Below are 18,760 nucleotides of genomic sequence, written 5' to 3'. Positions count from 1 at the left end.
TTAAGACCAACGATCGAGAGTTGAGCATGGGTTCTAAGACCGCCAATCGTTTTCGCTCCGCGCTCGTGCAATTGCGCGCCGGGCGGGTGATCGCGGACAACCTGGTCTCAGCGGAGGCTTTGATCCGCGAAGCGGCCAAGGGCGGCGCGACCTATATTCAGACCCCTGAGAATACGGCGCTGATGGAACTCGAGCCCGAGCTCGTCCGGAGCCAGGTTCAGCCGGAAGGCGAAAGCCGCCCGCTGGCCGTGTTCCGCGCGCTGGCGGGCGAGTTCGGCATATGGCTGCATATCGGCTCGCTCGGGGTCAAAGGCGGCGACGGGCGCATCGCCAACCGCTCGTATCTTCTGGCGCCGGATGGGACGATCGCCGCGCGCTACGACAAGCTGCATATGTTCGATGTCGACCTTCCGAACGGTGAGACCTATCGCGAATCCGACAACTATACGCCGGGCAGCAAAGCGGTCCTTGCGCGTTTGACTCCCGGCGGCGTGTCCGCGCGGCTCGGCATGACCATTTGCTACGACCTACGCTTTGCCGCGCTGTATCGGGCGCTGGCCATCGCCGGTGCGAACATGATCGCCATTCCGGCGGCCTTCACCAAACACACGGGCGAGGCGCATTGGCATGTGCTGCTGCGGTCGCGCGCGATCGAGACCGGCGCGTACGTGTTCGCGGCGACGCAAGGCGGCCTTCATGAGAATGGCCGCTGGACGTTCGGGCACTCGATGATCATCTCGCCCTGGGGCGAGATCCTGGCCGAGGCGGGGGCCGATCCGTGCGTCGTCTTCGCCGACATCGATCTTGCCCTCGTGGAGGAGGTGCGGGCCCGGATCCCCGCGCTCACTCATGGGCGGCCGTTCGAGATCGAGATTGCGGCGCCGGCCGATGATGCCGAGAAGCGGCAAGCGTCATGATCCGCTATGCCCTCATATGCGGAAGCGGGCACCAGTTCGACGCGTGGTTCTCGTCCAGCGCTTCGTATGACGAGCAGTGCGAGGCCGAGGCGATCCGCTGCCCGGAATGCGGCGGCGCGGATGTTCAGAAGGCGCCGATGGCGCCTGCCGTGTTGCGCGGCCGGCGAAGTGAGCCGGCAGGTGACGAAGCGCCGCCGACCGCCGATGGGCCGCTCATGGGACCCAAAGATTCGGCCAAGGGCCAAAGTTACGCCTTTCTCAAGGGCCTCCGGGAGCATCTGAAGGCCAACGCCGACGATGTCGGCGACAAATTCGCCGAAGAAGCGCGGAAAATGCACCACGGGGAAGCCGAAGAGCGGAGCATCTACGGTGAGGCGACGGTCGACGAGGCTAAGTCATTGTATGAAGAGGGAATTCCAGCGCTCCCGCTCCCCAAGCTGCCGGACGAGCACAACTAGCCTTCCGGGTCCCGACGGACCCTGTCCGCGAACGGGTAACCTCTTGTTTGGGGCTGTCACGTATAGCTGAACAATAATTCGCGAAGTGCCGTGGAAATGTCGGGATGCCTCTGCAATGATGAGGGTGCCGGACGGTTGGATCGCGCATAACCAGGGAACGAATCATGCGCCTCACTTTTCAACAGCAACCACGGCCTTGGACCCATCTATCGGCGTTCCGGCTGTCTATGGCCGCCTGCCTCGCGGTCCTTCTGCTTGCCCAGCCGGCGGCCGCAGAGACGGACAAGCACGCAACCTCGCCGGATCTCGATCTCAGCATGCCGAAGGGGCTCGACGCCCAGCCGCAGCCCGTCTATCCGGACGATCGATTCGGCACGACCGACACATCGGCGACGGACGAGGATGCCGATGAGGCCAACACGGACGAACCCGCCAGAAGCGCGTCGCGCTCGCCGGTCGAAGAACCGGAATCGTCGCTGACCAGCGACCCGGACATCGAGACGCTCAAGAGCGACGACCTGGCCGATGTGGAAGCGCCGGTCGAGCCGAAAACGCCGACCGTGATCGCCACGATCGACAAGACGACACAGGAGATGACGGTCTTCGTCGACGGGGTCGAACAATACCGCTGGCCTGTTTCCACCGGTCTTCCCGGCTATGCTACGCCTGGCGGCACGTTCACCGCGAGCTCGATGAACGAGATTTGGTACAGCAGGCAGTGGGACAACGCGCCCATGCCGCATGCGGTGTTCTTCACCAAGAAGGGGCACGCGATCCACGCTACCAAGGAAGTGAAGAAGCTGGGTAAGCCTGCCTCGCACGGCTGCGTGCGCCTGTCGCCGAAGAATGCGGAGACATTCTTCAACCTGGTCAAGGAACACGGCCTCGACCGTACGGAAGTCGTCCTAACGGGTTCGACGCCGGGCGGGGACTACAAGATCGCCCATCCCGACCGCCGTTACGATCCGTACCAGGACTATGGCCGGCCGGTTTATCCGCGTTATGCGCCGGGCCGCAACTACGAGCGCTACGGCTACAACGAGATTCGGCCGCGGGCCGAGCGCCGCCGCCGTGTGTTCGTGCCGCGGAATCAGCCGCGCCAGTACCGCCGCGCTCCGCGCCGGGGCAACTGGTTCCGCGCACCGGGGTACTAGGTACCGGCGCAATAGGCCACGGCCTTGCGGCCGTGGCGCGGTTTGTGTTGTTGCAGTCGTTCCTGGCTCAAGCCGCCAACAAGCGTTGGATGGGGACTTCAGCGGCCTCATCGCGCGGGCGGGTCAGGTAGAGTTCAGCCAAGAGATAGCCCTGCGTCTCCTTGCCCGAGGGGTCGATGCCCTGCTCGGTCAGGTGCTCTAGAACTTTTTCTTGCTCGTCTCTGGACGCGAATTTGCGCTGGACGAACAGCCGCTGGCTCAGCTTTTCCGTCACGAAGCCTGCTTTGCCGAGGGTCTCGGCAATGGCATCGAACGGGAACATGCGCAGGACGAAGTTGGCGAACCAGGGACGCGCGCCCTTTGTCACCGCAGGCAGGAGTTCCTCGAAGCTTTTCTCCGTGACGTAGCCGACACACCCGGTGGACGTCACCAAATCGACGGGCGCCAGATCCGGCCAGACGTCTTGGGGCAGAGGCTTGGTCTCGAGATCCATAGCAAGGCCTCGGTCCAGAAGGCCCGCCTGCTCGCCGTACGCAACGGCGTTCTCGGCGACGTCGAGGCCGATCACCTCGATGTCTTCAACTTGGTCGAGTTGGGCGAAGAAGTCGGCGTCTTTCTCGATAATTTCTTCGGCGGTGGCGCCGGCGTGCCCCAACTCTGCCCAGCGGTCGTAGAGGTCTTGGATCGACAGATCGTGTTTCAGCAGCGCCGCATTGATCCCGTAGGAACAGCCGATATCCAAGATGTGGACGGTGTCGCCGGTTTTTCTTTGCCGCAGCTCGATCAGCTTTTGGAGGACGGGCTTGGCGGCCCCTGGAATCTGGTACCCGACACTCTTCAGCTCTCGAAAATACGCACGTGGATCGGCGTGATCGTAGATGTGATCCATCGTCGCTTTGGCGTCATTGAGTTCGTCGTAGCGGTGATCGTCCAGCATCGGTCCTCCCGGTTTGATCGCTCCCCTTGCGTCGGATCGGGCAAGCCGTGTTTCGGCTGCCGCGTTCCATGTGTGAAACGGCAAGCAGGCGCCATGGCGGCGCGCCGAAGCGGTCCCGTAGGGAGGCAATGTTATTTTGGCTTAGGTTTGTGAACCTAGCATGGGCGCGTCACGTTTCTCAAGCGAGCGGCCGACGATGGTCAGACATCGCGAAAAACCCTACGCTCTTGGTGGTTTTCTTGACGGTGTTGCAAGGCACCTAAGGTCGTCATACGCGCCAATGAGGAGTGGGCGGACGCGAAGGTATGCTGTGCGGCGGGTCTTAACAGGCCGGTCTCGTCGCCGTCATGAAGTAATTCACGTCCGTATCGTGCGAGAGCCGCCAATCGTCCGCCAACGGATCATAGGTCATGCCGGTAAGGTCCGTGGATTGCAGCCCGGCGCCGGCTACAGCCGCCTTCAGCTCCTCGGGTGTCACGAACCGGTCCCATTGATGGGTGCCGGCAGGCACCCAGCGCAGGACGTATTCCGCACCGACAATGGCGAGTGCGTATGACTTGAGTGTCCGGTTCAGCGTCGAGAGAATCATGACGCCGCCATCGGCGACGAGAGGCGCGAGCCTGGCGAGGAAGGCCGGCACGTCGGGGACGTGCTCGACCACTTCGAGGAGAAGGACGGCATCGAAACGGCGGCCCTGTTCTGCAACGGCTTCCGCCGTCGTCGCCTCGTAGCCGATCTCGAGCCCGGCGCCTGCCGCGTGGGCCTTAGCCGCGGCAATGGTCTCCAGGCCGGGATCGATCCCTGTCACCGAGGCCCCGAGACGCGTCAGGGGCTCGGATATGAGGCCGCCCCCGCATCCAATATCGAGCACGCTAAGACCTTCGAGGCACGGCGGGTCCTTGGGATCCCGGTCAAATTGTGCGCAGAGCCGGTCGCGAATATAGGCGAGCCGCGTCGGGTTCAGCCGATGCAGCGGTCGGAAAGGCCCGGTTTCGTCCCACCATTCTTCGGCGAGTTTCGCGAATTGCGCCACTTCGCCGGCGTCGAGCGTCGAAGGGGAGGCAGGTGCGGCAGTATCCTGGGATGCGGTCATGGGCGCATTGGCGGCGGCAGGCCTCGCCCTGTCAAGGCCATGCCTCGCCTAGTCAAAGCAATGGCCGAAGTCCTGCGTGCCCTGTTGCAGGCTGCAACCCTTATCAGTAGAAAGACCCGAATGTTCCGGCCGGTCCCGCTCCCAAGGGCCGGCCCTCTTCTTGTGAGCCGGCATGTCTCTGCTTGTATTGAAATTTGGTGGCACCTCGGTCGCGGATATCGATCGGATCCGCAGCGTGGCCGCGCATGTGAAGCGCGAGCACGATGCCGGGAACGCCTGCGCCGTCGTAGTCTCGGCCATGGCCGGGCAGACCAACAAGCTCGTCGCCTGGGTCGAAGAGGCTTGGGGCTACAAGGCCGGCGGTGAGGGAGAGTCCGAGGTTTCCGCGCTCTACGATTGCCGCGAGTACGACGCGGTTGTCTCGTCGGGCGAGCAGGTGACGTCGGGGCTTCTGGCATTGGTGCTGCAGTCCATGGGGGTGAAGGCGCGCTCGTGGCAGGGCTGGCAGATCCCCGTGCGAACGGATGATGCGCATCAGAAGGCCCGCATCACCGGTATCGAGGTCGACAACCTCAAGTCGGCGATGCTCGGCGGCGAAGTCGCCGTTTGCGCCGGTTTCCAGGGCATCGCGCCCAACAATCGAATCGCGACGCTCGGCCGGGGCGGGTCCGATACGAGTGCCGTGGCCCTCGCCGCGGCGCTTCAGGCCGATCGTTGTGATATCTACACCGACGTGGACGGGGTCTACACGACCGACCCCCGCGTGGTCAGCAAGGCGCACCGGCTGGACCGCATCTCCTATGAGGAGATGCTAGAGATGGCTTCGCAAGGGGCCAAGGTCCTGCAAACCCGCTCGGTGGAAATGGCTATGCAATGGAGTGTGCCCGTGCTGGTGCGCTCCAGCTTCGATGCGCCGGACATGCCCGGCAACCCCGACACGGGCGAGGGGATTGGTACACTCGTTTGCCATGAGGATGAGATCATGGAGCAGAATGTCGTCAGTGGAATTGCTTACGCGCGGGACGAAGCCAAGGTGACCCTGCTGAAGGTGGCCGACAAACCGGGCGTGGCCGCGCGCGTGTTCGGCCCCCTGTCGGACGCTCATATAAATGTCGACATGATCGTGCAGAACGTGTCCGAGGATGGGAAGTCCACGGATCTGACCTTTACCGTTCAGAGCGCGGATCTCGACCGGGCGCTCGAAGTGCTGAAATCGGCCAAAGACGAAATCGGTTACCTCGATCTGCGCGGGGCGACCGATATCGCCAAGGTCTCGGCCATTGGCGTCGGGATGCGGAGCCATGCGGGCGTTGCAGCCCAAATGTTCAGCGCGCTTGCCGAAAAGGGCATCAATATCGAGGCGATATCGACGTCCGAGATCAAAATCAGCGTATTGATCGACGCCGCCTATGCCGAGCTCGCGGTGCGAACCTTGCATACCCTTTTTGGGTTGGACGGCCCTTAGACGCGAAAATAGGGCTACTCTAGCCGTTCACAGTGGGGAAGCTCGAAATCCGCCCAAAAAGCGGATGGTCCGGGACTTATCGTTATGGCTGCATCCGTTGGTGCTCCAAGGCAGATGCTCCGCCGCCTCCGGGAGGTGATGGCGGAACACGAGAGCGCGCAGGCACGCCTGGACAAGGTGGTGATGCTGATCGCCTCCAATATCGTGGCCGAGGTGTGTTCGCTCTACCTGCGGCGCCGTGACGGCTCGCTCGAACTCGTCGCCACCGAAGGCCTTAATCCGGGCGCGGTCCACAACACGCATTTGAAACCCGGCGAGGGTCTCGTGGGTCTCGTTGCCGAGCAGGCCGAGCCCAAGCAGTTCGCGGACGCCCAGCATCACCCGGCCTTCTCGTTTCGGCCGGAGACCGGCGAGGAGATCTACCATTCCTTTGTCGGTGTCCCGATTTTGCGCGGCGGACACACGATCGGCGTTCTCACGGTGCAGAATCGCACCATGCGGCAATACAGCGATGAAGAAGTCGAGGCGCTGCAGACGACGGCCATGGTCATCGCCGACACGCTTGCCTCGGGCGGAATCATTTCCGAGGAGGTCACGGCGGAAAAGGGCCGCGATCAAAGCGTCCGTTTCGTCGGTCAGCCCATCACGGAAAACGTGGCGCTGGGGCACATCGTCTTGCACGAACCCCGGATCGTGGTCACCAAACTCATCGCCGAGGACGCCGAGCACGAGCGGAGCCGGTTGCAGCAGGCCATCGAGGAACTGACCGGCCAAATCGACGAAATGATGGAGCGCGGCGATCTCGCGCGCGCCGGCGAGCATCATGAGGTGCTCGAAGCCTTTCGCATGTTCGCTCACGATCATGGGTGGCGCCGGCGTCTGGACGAAGCGCTCGCGACGGGCCTGACGGCCGAAGCGGCCGTGCAGCGCGTCCGCAACGATACGCGCGCGCGAATGATGCGTATGCCGGATCCCCGTTTCCGCGATCGGCTGCATGACATCGAGGACCTGTCCAACCGTCTGTTGCGCTTGCTCTCGGGCGAGACGGCGACGGCCTCGACCGGGGCGCTCCCGGAGGATGCGATCGTTGTGGCGCGGACAATGGGGCCGGCCGAACTCTTGGATTACGACCGCCACCGGCTGCGCGGTCTCGTTCTGGAAGAGGGAGGCACCAACAGCCACGTGGCTATCGTCGCGCGCGCGCTCGGTATCGCAGCGATCACCCAGTGCAAGGGCGTGGTCGAGATCGTAGAGCCCGGCGACGCGGTGATCCTCGACGGTCAAGGCGGCGAACTCCACGTGCGGCCGACCCAGGAAGTGATCCACGCCTATTCGGACAAGGTCCGGTTCCAGGCGCGCAAGCAAGCTCAATACGCCGCCTTGCGTGAGGTGCCGGCGGTCACGCTCGACGACCAGCGCGTGAATTTGCAGATCAATGCGGGCCTGTTGTTCGACCTGCCGCATCTCAAGCAATCCGGGGCGGACGGGATCGGGCTGTTCCGGACGGAGCTTCAGTTCATGATCTCCGAGACCTTCCCGCGGCTCGAGCAGCAGACGAAGCTCTACAAGTCGATCCTCGACCAGGCGGCCGGGCGACCGGTGGTGTTCCGGTCCCTGGATGTCGGGGGCGACAAGGTCATTCCCTACTTCCGCGGCGGCGCGGAGGAGAATCCGGCTTTGGGCTGGCGCGCCATCCGCATGGCGCTCGACAAGCCCGCGGTGTTCCGCACCCAGATCCGCGCCTTGCTGCGCGCCGCGCAAGGGCGCGAGATGCGCATCATGCTGCCGATGATTTCCGATGTGTCGGAGTTCGAAGCCGCGCGCGGGCTCATCGACCACGAACTGACCTTATTGAAGACCCATGGCCGGCCGGAGCCGTCGAAGCTGATGGTGGGCGCGATGGTCGAGGTGCCGTCGCTGTTGTGGCAGCTTGACCACCTTCTGCCCCTGACGGATTTCGTCTCGGTCGGCTCCAACGATTTGTTGCAGTTCCTGTTCGCGGCGGATCGCAGCAATGAGCGCGTGTCGAGCCGTTTCGATTCGCTCGGTCCGACGGCGCTTCGCGCGCTGCGGCATATCGTTCGAGAGGCTGAGCGCTTCAAGACGCCCCTCACCCTGTGCGGCGAGATGGCGGGGAAGCCCCTCGAGGCCATGGCGCTGATCGGTCTTGGGTTCCGCTCCATTTCCATGGCGCCGGCCTCGGTGGGGCCTGTCAAAGCCATGGTCCTGTCGCTCGATGCCTCCAGCCTGCAGACTCGGCTGGAAGAGATGTTGGATCGCCGGACGACCTCCTTGCGCGAAGATTTGAAGCGTTTCGCTGCCGAAACAGGGGTACAGATCTAGCCGGAACTGCATTCCGGGCCCGTGCGGTGCCGCCCCGAGAATCTGCGCCGCGCGTCAAAGGCTTGCAAACTCTCAGCCATTGGGCTTGTGTTAATCTGCTATAGGGGGACTGTCCGGTCTTGGGGAAAACGCGGCCGGATCTGACGCTATTGGGTAGGCTCCTCGGCCGCATGGGCGGGGGAGTCGCGGCTACGCACTCACGGGATTGGAAGTAATGTCTGCCGGCTATGATGCGGAAGTGGCCGATCTTTTTCGGGACCTCAGAGCCGCAAGCAATCTGACCGAGGCGGATCTGGCCTCGCGTATCGCGGCGCCCGTCGAAGTCGTGCAGGCGCTGGAGCAGGGCGCCATTTACGCCCTGCCGCCGTGGCCGGAGACGTGCCGCGTGGTGAGCGCCTACGGCACGCTGCTCAATCTCGATACACGTCCCTTGCTCCGCCGCATTTACGCTCAGCTCGAAGCCGGCGTTGTGGAACTGGGCCCGAAGCCCGTCCAGGACGTTCCGGTCATGGTGCCCCCGGCGGGCGGGCGTTCCCCCGAGCCGCAAGGCCGGCCGGCACCGCAGCAGGGGCAGCCGCCTCAGGGCTGGGCCAACGGAACGCCGCAGCCTCAACAACAGCCCGCGCCGCAACAACCCAGGCCTCAGCCGCAGCAAGCGGCGCCGAGCCAGGCGCCGGCGTGGCCGAACGCGCCACTGGGAGCCCCGCAGGGCGGTCAACCCCAAGCGCCCCAATCCCAGCCGCCTCAGCCCCAAGCCCGCCAGCCTCAGGCGCCGCAGCCACAGGCGCCACGGCCGCTTCAGCCGCAGCCAGCGGCACCGCAGCCGACACCGCCGCAGCCGCGCGCAGCGCCTCAGCCGCAGGGCGGGCCGCAAGCGCCCTGGCCGGGCGCAGCGCCTCGAACCGGCTCCACGCCCCAGCCGTCGCAAGGGGCTCCGGGGCAGTTCGGTACGGCTTGGCCCGACGGTGAAACTGCCGGTCAACCGGTGGGGCAGCCGCCGCAGCCGCGACCGGCCGCACCGCAGCCACAGGCGGATGCGAGTTTCCCCGATGCCAGCTTTCCCGGCGAGCCGCAGCCCTATCCCCAGTATCCCGGCTATGCCCCCGATCCCAACGCCGCGCAGAATGCGGAGAGTGGTGCTTACCCGCAAGCGGACGACGCCAGCTTTCCGGGCGAGCCCGAACTCGAACTCGTGGATGAGGAAGAGGACGAGGAGACCAAGCCCTCCAAGTCGCGCCTTCTCAAATGGGGCATCATCGGTCTGCTTGCAGTCGTCTTGCTGCTTGGCCTATGGATGGTGTTCGGCGGATCCTCGGGCGACGGCGGCCTATCGTCGGGTTTCAATACGTCGGATCCGGTTCTGGATCCCGACGACCCGCGCAGCCGCAAAGCCGACAAGCTGCCGAACAATTTCTAAGCCCTCATTTCCTTGAGCCATGACCACGATTCCCGCTGAGAAGCTCGATAAGCTCGTCGCCCGTTGGGAGGCCATACAAGGCAGCCTGGCCTCCGGCGCCGATCAGGACAGCTATGTGGAGTTGTCCCGTGAATTCGCCGAACTCGATCCGATCGTAGGCACGATCAACGCCTTGCGCGAAGCCCAAACCGAAAAGCAAGGGCTGCAGGAGATTCTCGACGACCGCTCCGATGCGGACATGATCGCGCTTGCCGAAGAGGAAATCGGGCCTCTCTCCGAAAAAATCGAGAAGCTCGAGCATGATCTCAAGGTGCAGCTCCTGCCCAAGGACGCCGCCGACGAGAAGAGCGCCATCCTGGAGGTGCGCGCCGGCACGGGCGGCGACGAGGCGGCCTTGTTCGCGGGCGATCTCTACCGCATGTATCAGCGCTTCGCCGACCGGCACGGCTGGAAGGTCAATGTCCTGTCTGCGAGCGAGGGTGCGACGGGCGGCTACAAGGAAATCATCGCCAATGTCACGGGCAAGGGCGTGTTCGCGCGGATGAAGTACGAATCCGGCGTGCATCGGGTTCAGCGCGTGCCGCAGACCGAGGCGCAAGGGCGCATCCATACGTCGGCGGCGACGGTTGCCGTGTTGCCGGAGGCCGAGGACGTCGACATCCAGATCGACGAAAAGGATCTGCGTATCGATGTCTTCCGCGCCAGCGGTCCGGGCGGGCAGTCGGTGAATACGACCGACAGCGCCGTGCGCATTACGCACTTGCCCACGGGCCTCGTGGTCATTCAGCAAGATGAGAAGTCTCAGCACAAGAACCGGGCCAAGGCCATGAAGGTCTTGAGCGCGCGGCTCTACGATCTGGAGCGCCAGAAGCTGGATGCGGAGCGGGCTCAGGACCGGCGTAGCCAGATCGGTTCGGGCGACCGGTCCCAGCGCATCCGCACGTATAATTTTCCGCAAGGGCGGGTCACCGATCACCGCATCGGTCTCACCTCGCACCAGCTGCAGATGGTTCTGGAGGGAGAGTCCGCGCTCGACGAAATCGTCGAGGCCCTGACAACCGAGGACCAGGCCAGCCAGCTCGCGGCCATGGAGGAGAGCGAGGCGTGAGCCTGAGCCTCCAATCGGCACAGGCCCGCGCTGCACAGGTTCTGCGGGAGGGCGGGATCGACACGGCCGCGCTCGATGCGCGCGCCCTTCTGAAGGCCGCGACCGGGCTGTCGCTCGAAGCGTTGATCGTGAATAGCCGCGCACCGTTGAGTGCGCCATGCGAGAAGCTGTTCGACGATTATGTGTCGCGCCGCCTCGCAGGAGAGCCGGTATCCCGGATCCGCGGGACCCGCGAGTTCTACGGCCGCGACTTCAAGATTGACGCGCATACGCTGGATCCCCGCCCGGATACGGAGACATTGGTTGCAGCCGTTCTGGATCTCGCGGGAAGCGACGGTTTTCGCGGGCGGCCTTTGCGCCTTCTCGACCTTGGAACAGGGTCGGGGTGCATCCTCGTGACGCTTCTTGCCGAATTGCCCGAAGCGGTAGGCACCGGCACAGACATCAATCCCGGCGCGTTGGAGCTCGCCCAGGACAATGCGGCGGCACTCGGCGTAGCGGATCGCGCGCAGTTCGTGGCCGCCGATTGGTTCGAGGGGCTGACCGGCCTATACGACATCATCGTTTCGAACCCGCCCTATATTGCCAGCGCGGAGATCGCGGGACTCGCGCCCGAAGTGGCCTGCCACGATCCCCTGACCGCACTCGATGGCGGGGCGGACGGGCTCGAGGCATATCGGCGAATCGCTGCCGGTGCGCCGCGTTTTCTCGCTCCCGGCGGCGCCTTGCAGGTGGAGATCGGGTGCACCCAGGCTGCGAGCGTTGTGGACATCTTTCGGGCAGCAGGGCTGATCGTCGCAGAGGACGGAGTTCGGTCCGATCTTGCCGGTCTCCCCCGCTGTGTCCGTGCCAAGTTTTCGTAAACCAGCGCGGGCCGCAGCCGCCGATGTGCCAAAAATATGCTTGGAAAGTCTGGATGTTCGGGCTAGGTTCTACACAAGAAATCACACTATATGGCGAGCCGCAGCAGGGATTAGGCGTCGCCGGTTGCGTGGCAACACCGCGGATTTCCTTTCAGAACCTCGATTGACAGGCGCCTCGCGCCTCTCGAGACGTTCAGGAGCCGTCGTATCGCAAAACAAATTTGCCGTGCCGACGCTAGCACCAGAGGCATTTCGCTTCGCGTCGGACACCGACTGAGACAAGGCAGCAAGAAAAGAACCGCTGAAAAAACTAGCAAGGCCAAGCCGGCTTTCCGGGCGCTTAGCATGCTCGGTTGGTCTTGGCCAAAGATCACAGACCAGGGAGCGATGAGTGCGGCGTGTGCGCCGCCAATCAGGTGAATAAGGCTTATGAGGCAAGGACAGCAGAATCGCAGGGGTCGCGGCCGTAGCCGCAAGCCCCAGAACCCACTGGCGCGGAACTACGAATCCAACGGACCGGACGTGAAAATCCGCGGGACCGCGTCGCATGTCGCCGAGAAGTACATGTCGCTTGCGCGCGATGCGTTGGCGGCGGGCGATATGGTTACGGCAGAGAGCTATCTCCAACACGCCGAGCACTACAACCGCATTATCATGGCGGCCCACTCGCAGGCCGCCGCCGCTGCGCCGCAGTCTGGGGACCAGCCGCAAGGCCAGCAGGCCAACGGAGGCGGTGGCCGAAACCGGCAAGATGACGACGACGGGGCCGAGAGCGATGCCGGTGACGGAGCCGATTCCGACGTCAAGGAGGCCGGTGGCGCTTCATCCGAAGGCCGTGGCCGCGCACGGGGCCGGCAGCGGCGGAACGGGGCTCATGCGGCTGCGGAGGCGCAAGCCAACCCGCAGGCCCGGCCTGCCGCCGAAGCTACGCCTGCCCCTGAGGCGATCGGCACCACGGAAGCGAACGGCTCCGATCAGCCCGTCGATGTGGCAGTCGCCGAGGAGAGCGAGGGCGCTTCCGGCGCCGTGAACTAGACGGCTCCGGCTTCTCGCGCGCAGCGCAAACGGATAGGATGGGCTTCGCAAGATCTCAGTGGGGGGCCCCATGACCGAAACGCCACCTGTTACGTCCGAGGCTAAGCCCGTCTCCACATGGCGGAAGGTTCTGGCCGGCATCCTCGATTTCTTCACGATCTTCTTCGTCGCCGGCTATGTGATCGGCTACGCCACGGGCAGTCTGACGGCGGACGGGTTCGAGTTGAACGGCGGTCCGGCCTTTCTGTTCTTCGGCGTGCTCATCGCCTATTTCGTCGTGTTCTCAAAATATCTCGGCGGTACGCTCTGGCAGCGTATCTTGAAGACGCGATAGCAGCGCGGCGTTGCCATTTTTTGTGGCAGCGCAAGGCAAGCCCCTCTTTTCTGAGAGAAAACCCTCGCTATATGTCCGTTAACACGCCGCTGGTATGACCGGTCCTCAGTGGTGCCCGCCCCAATTCATCAATTCTGGCCTGCCCTCATTTCTGGCCGCCTAAAGAGGGATCGACATGGATTTCGAAAAACTTTCCGACCGCTTGAAGGGTTTCTTGCAGGCCGCGCAGACGATCGCGCTGCGCGACGGCAACCCGCAGGTCACGCCCGAACATTTTCTGAAAGCGCTTCTGGACGACAATCAGGGTCTCGCCGCCGGGCTCATTGCTCGCGCGGGCGGTGACCCGAAGACGGCTCTTGCCCGCACCGATGCGGCGCTTGCCAAGCTGCCCAAGGTGTCCGGTTCCGGCGCCCAGTCCCCGCAGATGACGCCGGCTTTGGGCCGGGCGCTCGATCAGGCCGAGCAGATGGCGACCAAGGCCGGCGACAGCTACGTCACCGTGGAGCGCGCGCTGCAGGCGCTTGCCATGACGAGCGAAGGCGAGACCGCCGCGATCCTTAAGGACTCCGGCATCACGCCGCAGAGCCTCAACGAGGCGATCAACGATTTGCGCAAGGGCCGCACCGCCGACAGCGCGGGCGCCGAGCAGCAATACGACGCGCTGAAGAAATACACCCGCGACTTCACCGAAGCCGCCGAGAAGGGCGAGATGGACCCCGTCATCGGCCGTGACGAGGAGATCCGCCGGACCATTCAGGTTCTTTCCCGCCGCACGAAGAACAATCCGGTGCTGATCGGCGAGCCGGGTGTCGGCAAGACCGCCATCGTCGAAGGCTTGGCGCAGCGCATCGTCAAAGGCGACGTGCCCGAGAGCCTGAAGGACAAGAAGGTGCTGTCGCTCGACATGGGCGCGCTGATCGCGGGCGCCAAATATCGCGGCGAGTTCGAGGAGCGGCTGAAGGCGGTCCTGTCGGAGATCGAGGCGGCGGAAGGCCAGATCGTCCTCTTCATCGACGAGATGCACACGCTGGTCGGCGCGGGCAAGACCGACGGCGCCATGGACGCCTCCAATCTCTTGAAGCCCGCGCTCGCGCGCGGCGAGCTGCATTGCGTCGGCGCGACCACGCTCGAGGAATACCGCAAGCATGTGGAGAAGGACGCGGCGCTGGCGCGGCGCTTCCAGCCCGTGTTCGTGGGCGAGCCCACCGTGGAGGACACGATCTCGATTCTCCGTGGGCTGAAGGAAAAATACGAGCTGCATCACGGCGTGCGCATCTCCGACGCGGCGCTCGTGACCGCGGCCACGCTCTCCAACCGCTACATCACCGACCGCTTCCTTCCCGACAAGGCCATCGACCTTGTGGACGAGGCCTCCTCGCGCCTTCGCATGCAGGTGGACTCCAAGCCCGAGGAGCTGGACGAGATGGACCGGCGCCTCATGCAGCTCAAGATCGAGCGCGAGGCTCTGAAGAAAGAGACCGACACCGCCTCCAAGGACCGTCTGGAGAAGCTCGAGAAAGAGATCGTCAATCTCGAGGAGAGCGCCAACGCGCTCACCCAGCGCTGGCAGGAGGAAAAGGACAAGCTCGCCGGCGAGCAGAAGGTCAAGGAAGACCTGGACACGGCCCGCATTGCGCTGGAAAAGGCCCAGCGCGAGGGCGATCTCACGAAGGCGGGCGAGCTCGCCTATGGCGTGATCCCCGGTCTCGAGGCCAAGCTGAAAGAGCTCGAAGAGAGCGAATCCGCCACCGGCGCGCTGGCCCAGGAAGTCGTCGAGCCCGACATGATTGCGGCCGTCGTCTCCCGCTGGACCGGCATCCCGGTCGACAAGATGCTGGAAGGCGAGCGCGAGAAGCTGCTCGCCATGGAGACCGAAATCGCCCGCCGCGTGGTCGGCCAGGAAGAGGCCGTCAAGGCCGTCTCCACCGCCGTGCGCCGCAGCCGCGCCGGGCTTCAAGACCCGAACCGGCCGCTGGGCTCCTTCATGTTCTTAGGCCCCACCGGCGTCGGCAAGACGGAGCTCTCCCGCGCGCTCGCCGAATTCCTGTTCGACGACGAACACGCGATCCTGCGCATCGACATGTCCGAATACATGGAGAAGCACGCGGTGGCCCGGCTCATCGGCGCGCCTCCCGGCTATGTGGGCTATGAGGAAGGCGGCGCGCTGACCGAAGCGGTCCGCCGGCGCCCGTACCAGGTCATCCTGTTCGACGAGATCGAGAAGGCGCACCCGGACGTATTCAATGTCCTCCTGCAGGTGCTGGACGACGGGCGCCTCACGGACGGGCAGGGGCGCACGGTCGATTTCCGCAATACGCTGATCATCATGACGTCGAACCTCGGCTCCGAGTTCCTGGTCAACCAGGCGGAGGGCGAGGATTCGGATGCGGTCGAAGCCCAGGTCATGGAGGTGGTGCGTTCGCACTTCCGGCCCGAGTTCCTGAACCGCGTGGACGAGATCATCCTGTTCCATCGCCTGCGCCGCGAGCACATGGCCAACATCGTCGACATCCAGATGCAGCGCCTGCAAAAGCTGCTGGCCGATCGCAAGATCACGCTTGTGTTGGACGAGACGGCCAAGACCTGGCTCGGCAACAAGGGCTACGACCCCGCCTATGGCGCGCGGCCCTTGAAGCGCGTGATCCAGAAATACGTGCAAGACCCGATGGCCGAGATGATCCTCGAAGGCAAGGTTCATGACGGCGAAACGGTCGAGGTCTCCGTCCGCGACGGCGAGCTGACATTCAACGGCGCGACGGCCAAAGAAGCGGCTTAGGGTCTACGTAGTAGTCATGCTTCGCAATCGAACGTTTAGCTGGTTGCCGGCGACGCTAGTGCTCTTTCAGCCAATTCCTGCCAAAAATTTGGAGGTATCGGAATTCGGTGGTGCCGACAGGCAGCTGAGATGATTGGCCAGAAACCAAATCTCACAGCGCTCAAGCAGCCGCTAGGCGGTAGCGCACAAAAGAGAGCGCGGGCATCCAGTTCACACCGGCCGTCGTGATCCGGCACGTCACGGGTTACTGGATCGCCCGGTCAAGCCGGGCGATGACAAAGAGAGGTTCCTTGCCGCGCTCAAGCAGCCGCTAGGCGGTAGCGCGAACCCAAATGCCCTCAAGTAGCGCGCTAGCGCGATAGGGCAAGAAAGACTCGCTCAAGTAGCCGCTAAGGCGATAGGGCGAACGATCAGGCCCTCAAGTAGCGCGCTAGCGCGGTAGGGCAAATTTATTGAATGTCGGCTTGGGCGATGCGGTTGGTGACGGGGTCCAGTTCCATCAGCGCATCGATGCGGCGGCGTTCTTTCTGGAAGGCTGCCAGGTTGCGTCCCTCGAGTTCGAGACCGCGGGGCACGGCGATCGTCATCGGGTTGACGAACTTGTTGTTGACCAGAACTTCGTAGTGAAGGTGGGGGCCGGTTGAGCGGCCGGTCGAGCCGACATAGCCGATGATCTGGCCTTGTTTGACGCGGGCGCCGGGCTTGGAGCCGGTGGCGAAGCGCGTCATGTGCCCGTACGCGGTGGCGAAGCCGTTGGCGTGGCGGATGCGGATGTAGTTGCCGTAGCCGCCGTGGCGCTCGGCCATCTCGATCGTGCCGTCGCCGGCGGCGAGGATCGGGGTGCCGGTCGGCGCGGCCCAGTCGACGCCCGTGTGCATGCGAATGCGGCGGAGCAGCGGATGGCGGCGATTGCCGAAGCCGGATGTGAAGCGGCCGCCCTTGACGGGATTGCGCATCAAGAACTTCTTCGCGCTGGACCCGTTCTCGTCATAGAAGTCGATCGTGTTGTCCGGCGTGCGGAAGCGATAGAACTTGCGGGTCTCGCCACCCACCGTCATCGACGTGAAGAGCAGCTCGCCGGCTTTTTCGCCGGCGCCGTCGCCGTCGAAGAAGACTTCGAACGTGTCGCCGGGGCGAACCTTCTGCTTGAAGTCCACATCGTAGGAGTGGACCCGCAGCAACTTCATAATGACGTCGCCCGGAAGCTTCTGCCTGAGGGCGGTTTCGTAAAAGCTCTCATAGAGCGAAGCGCGGTTCGAGGCGGTCACCACGACTTCGTCGAGGGGAACGACGGTCGAGGCCAGATAGTCGCCGTCGCGGTTGCGAGACGTGGTGACGATGTGGTCGCCCGAACTGGCGAAAATACTGACGCGGACCGGTTCCTTGACCTCCGAATCGGCCTCGGATTCGACGAGGCGGAAGTCGATCTTCTGGCCGGGTTTCAGATCCTCGGGACCGAACACGGCATCGAGGCTGTCCACAAGCTCGTTCGCCAGCTCCTTGCTGCAGCCGACGCTGAGAAGGACCTCCATCAGCGTGTCGTTCTTACCGACCGTGACGAGCTTCGTCTCGGCATTCGCCACTTGCGTCTCGCGGAACGCTTCGTCTTCGTCGGTCAGCTTATGAATGACGGTCGTGTTCGGCGTGTAGCGCGGGCGCTCGACCTCGCCGGGGCGGTAGGAGGCGAGCTGAAGCTTGGCTTCGCCCTGCTCCTCGCCGTAGGCCAGCGGCGCTTCGGCGTAAGCGAAGTTCTCCGCGGCACGGGCGACGATCGACGTCACCTGCTCGGGATCGAGCTCGATATCGTCGGTCGCGGGCAGCAGGCCGCCCGGCACGTCGACGACGTTCACCTGCAAGGACAGCGAGGGATCTGCGGCATCGGATCCGCCGCCGATGGGCGTCGCGTCGGAATAGAGCTTGAAGGGATTGAAGGGAGGGAGGTGGCTGGTGTCTTCGGCTTTTTCGGTTCCGAGGCCGGCGATAATGCGGAGGTAGGGCTTGATGGTGATGAATTCTCGATCGCCCTGATCTTCTACCACCGTATCGTGGATGACCTGGCGGTTTACGAAACCTGCGGCGGTCATCTGGATGAGATCTTCTTTTTGGCCGCTGACGCTTTGAGCGTCCTGTGCGAGCCGGGCGCCGCGGATGGGCTGCAGCGCCGCGAGAGAGGCACGTTTGATGGAGTTCACCATCCCCGAGCCGTCCTCCATGTTCATGGAGGCGTAAATCGCGACGCCGATCAGACAGACGCCCACCATGCCGGCGAGACAGGTGCTGGCCATCCATTTAAGGCGGTGGGCCGGTCCTTCGTGGCTCGATTCGCAGAGATAAACAGGTGGCAGTTCGCGCTGAACCTTGGCCGATGGGACTTCGCCCAGAAAGATGGTGGGAAGGCCTCTGGGCGTGGACGGCACAAGTGCCTGGCCCAGCTTACGGCGCGCGAATCCCCCACGGCGCTTAAACAATGCGCGATCCCCCCGTTTCCTGGCTGTCGCCTCACGCCCTTGTTAAGAGCGTGTCCCGATTTCCCTCAGGCGACCAACAGCCGAAGCGGTCTATAGATTCCTCTCAGCGAGGTCAGAGTTTCCAGCCGATTGGGTTTCCCTCGATCCCCGGCATTCTCATCTCACCCAAGCCGCACGAAGCAAGCTCGAATAGCCCTCTTTGACTGTGAGATGGAAGCGCGTTAGATCCCGGTCAAGTCCCCCTCGGCGTTTCGTCCCTCCATACTGGAAAAGTATGGTTACCACGCCGTTAATACCTATAAAGACTGACCCCCTATTCGGGCAGGAATGTGACCTCGGGGCCTCACAATTGAGGGGGGCAGGCGAAAACGGCCTCCAAATCGATTTTCTTT

At 63.8% G+C, this 18,760-nt stretch carries 14 protein-coding genes; 11 read left to right on the top strand and 3 right to left on the bottom strand.

Annotated features, from left to right (window positions below):
- Positions 1-26 precede the first annotated feature (26 nt).
- The 3 genes from GL4_RS15890 to GL4_RS15880 all read left to right on the top strand — a co-directional run bounded on the left by GL4_RS15890 (position 27) and on the right by GL4_RS15880 (position 2,529).
- Positions 27-917 (top strand): carbon-nitrogen hydrolase family protein, encoded by an 891-nt coding sequence (locus GL4_RS15890; protein WP_045370374.1) that lies wholly within the window; start codon positions 27-29, stop codon positions 915-917.
- Complete coding sequence (locus tag GL4_RS15885; protein ID WP_045368965.1) at positions 914-1,375, top strand: DUF1178 family protein; 462 nt, start codon at positions 914-916, stop codon at positions 1,373-1,375. Before GL4_RS15890 ends, GL4_RS15885 begins: the two co-directional genes overlap by 4 nt.
- 164 nt (positions 1,376-1,539) lie before the next feature.
- Complete coding sequence (locus GL4_RS15880) at positions 1,540-2,529, top strand: L,D-transpeptidase (protein WP_244462644.1); 990 nt, start codon at positions 1,540-1,542, stop codon at positions 2,527-2,529.
- A gap of 67 nt (positions 2,530-2,596) precedes the next feature.
- On the opposite strand, the gene GL4_RS15875 is transcribed toward GL4_RS15880, so the two are convergent.
- Both GL4_RS15875 and ubiG read right to left on the bottom strand, forming a co-directional pair.
- On the bottom strand, positions 2,597-3,466 hold the full coding sequence (locus tag GL4_RS15875; protein ID WP_045368963.1) for a class I SAM-dependent methyltransferase: 870 nt from the start codon (positions 3,464-3,466) through the stop codon (positions 2,597-2,599).
- A 322-nt stretch (positions 3,467-3,788) separates the two neighbouring features.
- On the bottom strand, positions 3,789-4,559 hold the full coding sequence (gene ubiG / locus GL4_RS15870) for a bifunctional 2-polyprenyl-6-hydroxyphenol methylase/3-demethylubiquinol 3-O-methyltransferase UbiG (protein ID WP_045368962.1): 771 nt from the start codon (positions 4,557-4,559) through the stop codon (positions 3,789-3,791).
- A 172-nt stretch (positions 4,560-4,731) separates the two neighbouring features.
- On the opposite strand from ubiG, the gene GL4_RS15865 reads away from it, so the two are divergent.
- From GL4_RS15865 to clpB, 8 genes are all read left to right on the top strand, one after another.
- On the top strand, positions 4,732-6,024 hold the full coding sequence (locus GL4_RS15865; RefSeq protein ID WP_045368960.1) for an aspartate kinase: 1,293 nt from the start codon (positions 4,732-4,734) through the stop codon (positions 6,022-6,024).
- An 84-nt stretch (positions 6,025-6,108) separates the two neighbouring features.
- The gene (gene ptsP / locus GL4_RS15860) at positions 6,109-8,367 is read left to right on the top strand and encodes a phosphoenolpyruvate--protein phosphotransferase (RefSeq protein WP_045368958.1); all 2,259 of its coding nucleotides are present in this window, start codon (positions 6,109-6,111) and stop codon (positions 8,365-8,367) included.
- 214 nt (positions 8,368-8,581) lie between these two features.
- Entirely contained in the window at positions 8,582-9,784 is a 1,203-nt protein-coding gene (locus tag GL4_RS17025; protein WP_052464708.1) for a helix-turn-helix domain-containing protein, read from the top strand.
- Between the two features lie 19 nt (positions 9,785-9,803).
- Entirely contained in the window at positions 9,804-10,892 is a 1,089-nt protein-coding gene (gene prfA, locus GL4_RS15845) for a peptide chain release factor 1 (RefSeq protein WP_045368955.1), read from the top strand.
- A complete protein-coding gene (gene prmC, locus GL4_RS15840) occupies positions 10,889-11,755 on the top strand; it encodes a peptide chain release factor N(5)-glutamine methyltransferase (RefSeq protein ID WP_045368954.1) in 867 nt (288 codons plus the stop codon). Before prfA ends, prmC begins: the two co-directional genes overlap by 4 nt.
- 429 nt (positions 11,756-12,184) lie before the next feature.
- Positions 12,185-12,790, top strand: a complete 606-nt coding sequence (locus GL4_RS18285; RefSeq protein WP_045368952.1) for a DUF4167 domain-containing protein — start codon at positions 12,185-12,187, stop codon at positions 12,788-12,790.
- Between the two features lie 70 nt (positions 12,791-12,860).
- Positions 12,861-13,124, top strand: coding sequence for an RDD family protein (locus GL4_RS15830; RefSeq protein WP_045368951.1), 264 nt, complete (start codon positions 12,861-12,863; stop codon positions 13,122-13,124).
- Positions 13,125-13,299: 175 nt separating this feature from the next.
- Positions 13,300-15,900 (top strand): ATP-dependent chaperone ClpB, encoded by a 2,601-nt coding sequence (gene clpB, locus GL4_RS15825; protein WP_045368950.1) that lies wholly within the window; start codon positions 13,300-13,302, stop codon positions 15,898-15,900.
- Positions 15,901-16,349: 449 nt separating this feature from the next.
- Here the strand turns inward: clpB and GL4_RS15820 are convergent, their stop codons facing one another.
- The gene (locus tag GL4_RS15820) at positions 16,350-18,185 is read right to left on the bottom strand and encodes a peptidoglycan DD-metalloendopeptidase family protein (RefSeq protein WP_052464706.1); all 1,836 of its coding nucleotides are present in this window, start codon (positions 18,183-18,185) and stop codon (positions 16,350-16,352) included.
- Positions 18,186-18,760: the final 575 nt, after the last annotated feature.

Source organism: Methyloceanibacter caenitepidi (assembly GCF_000828475.1).
GTDB classification, from domain to species: domain Bacteria; phylum Pseudomonadota; class Alphaproteobacteria; order Rhizobiales; family Methyloligellaceae; genus Methyloceanibacter; species Methyloceanibacter caenitepidi.
This window is presented reverse-complemented; position numbering and strand designations above follow the sequence as displayed.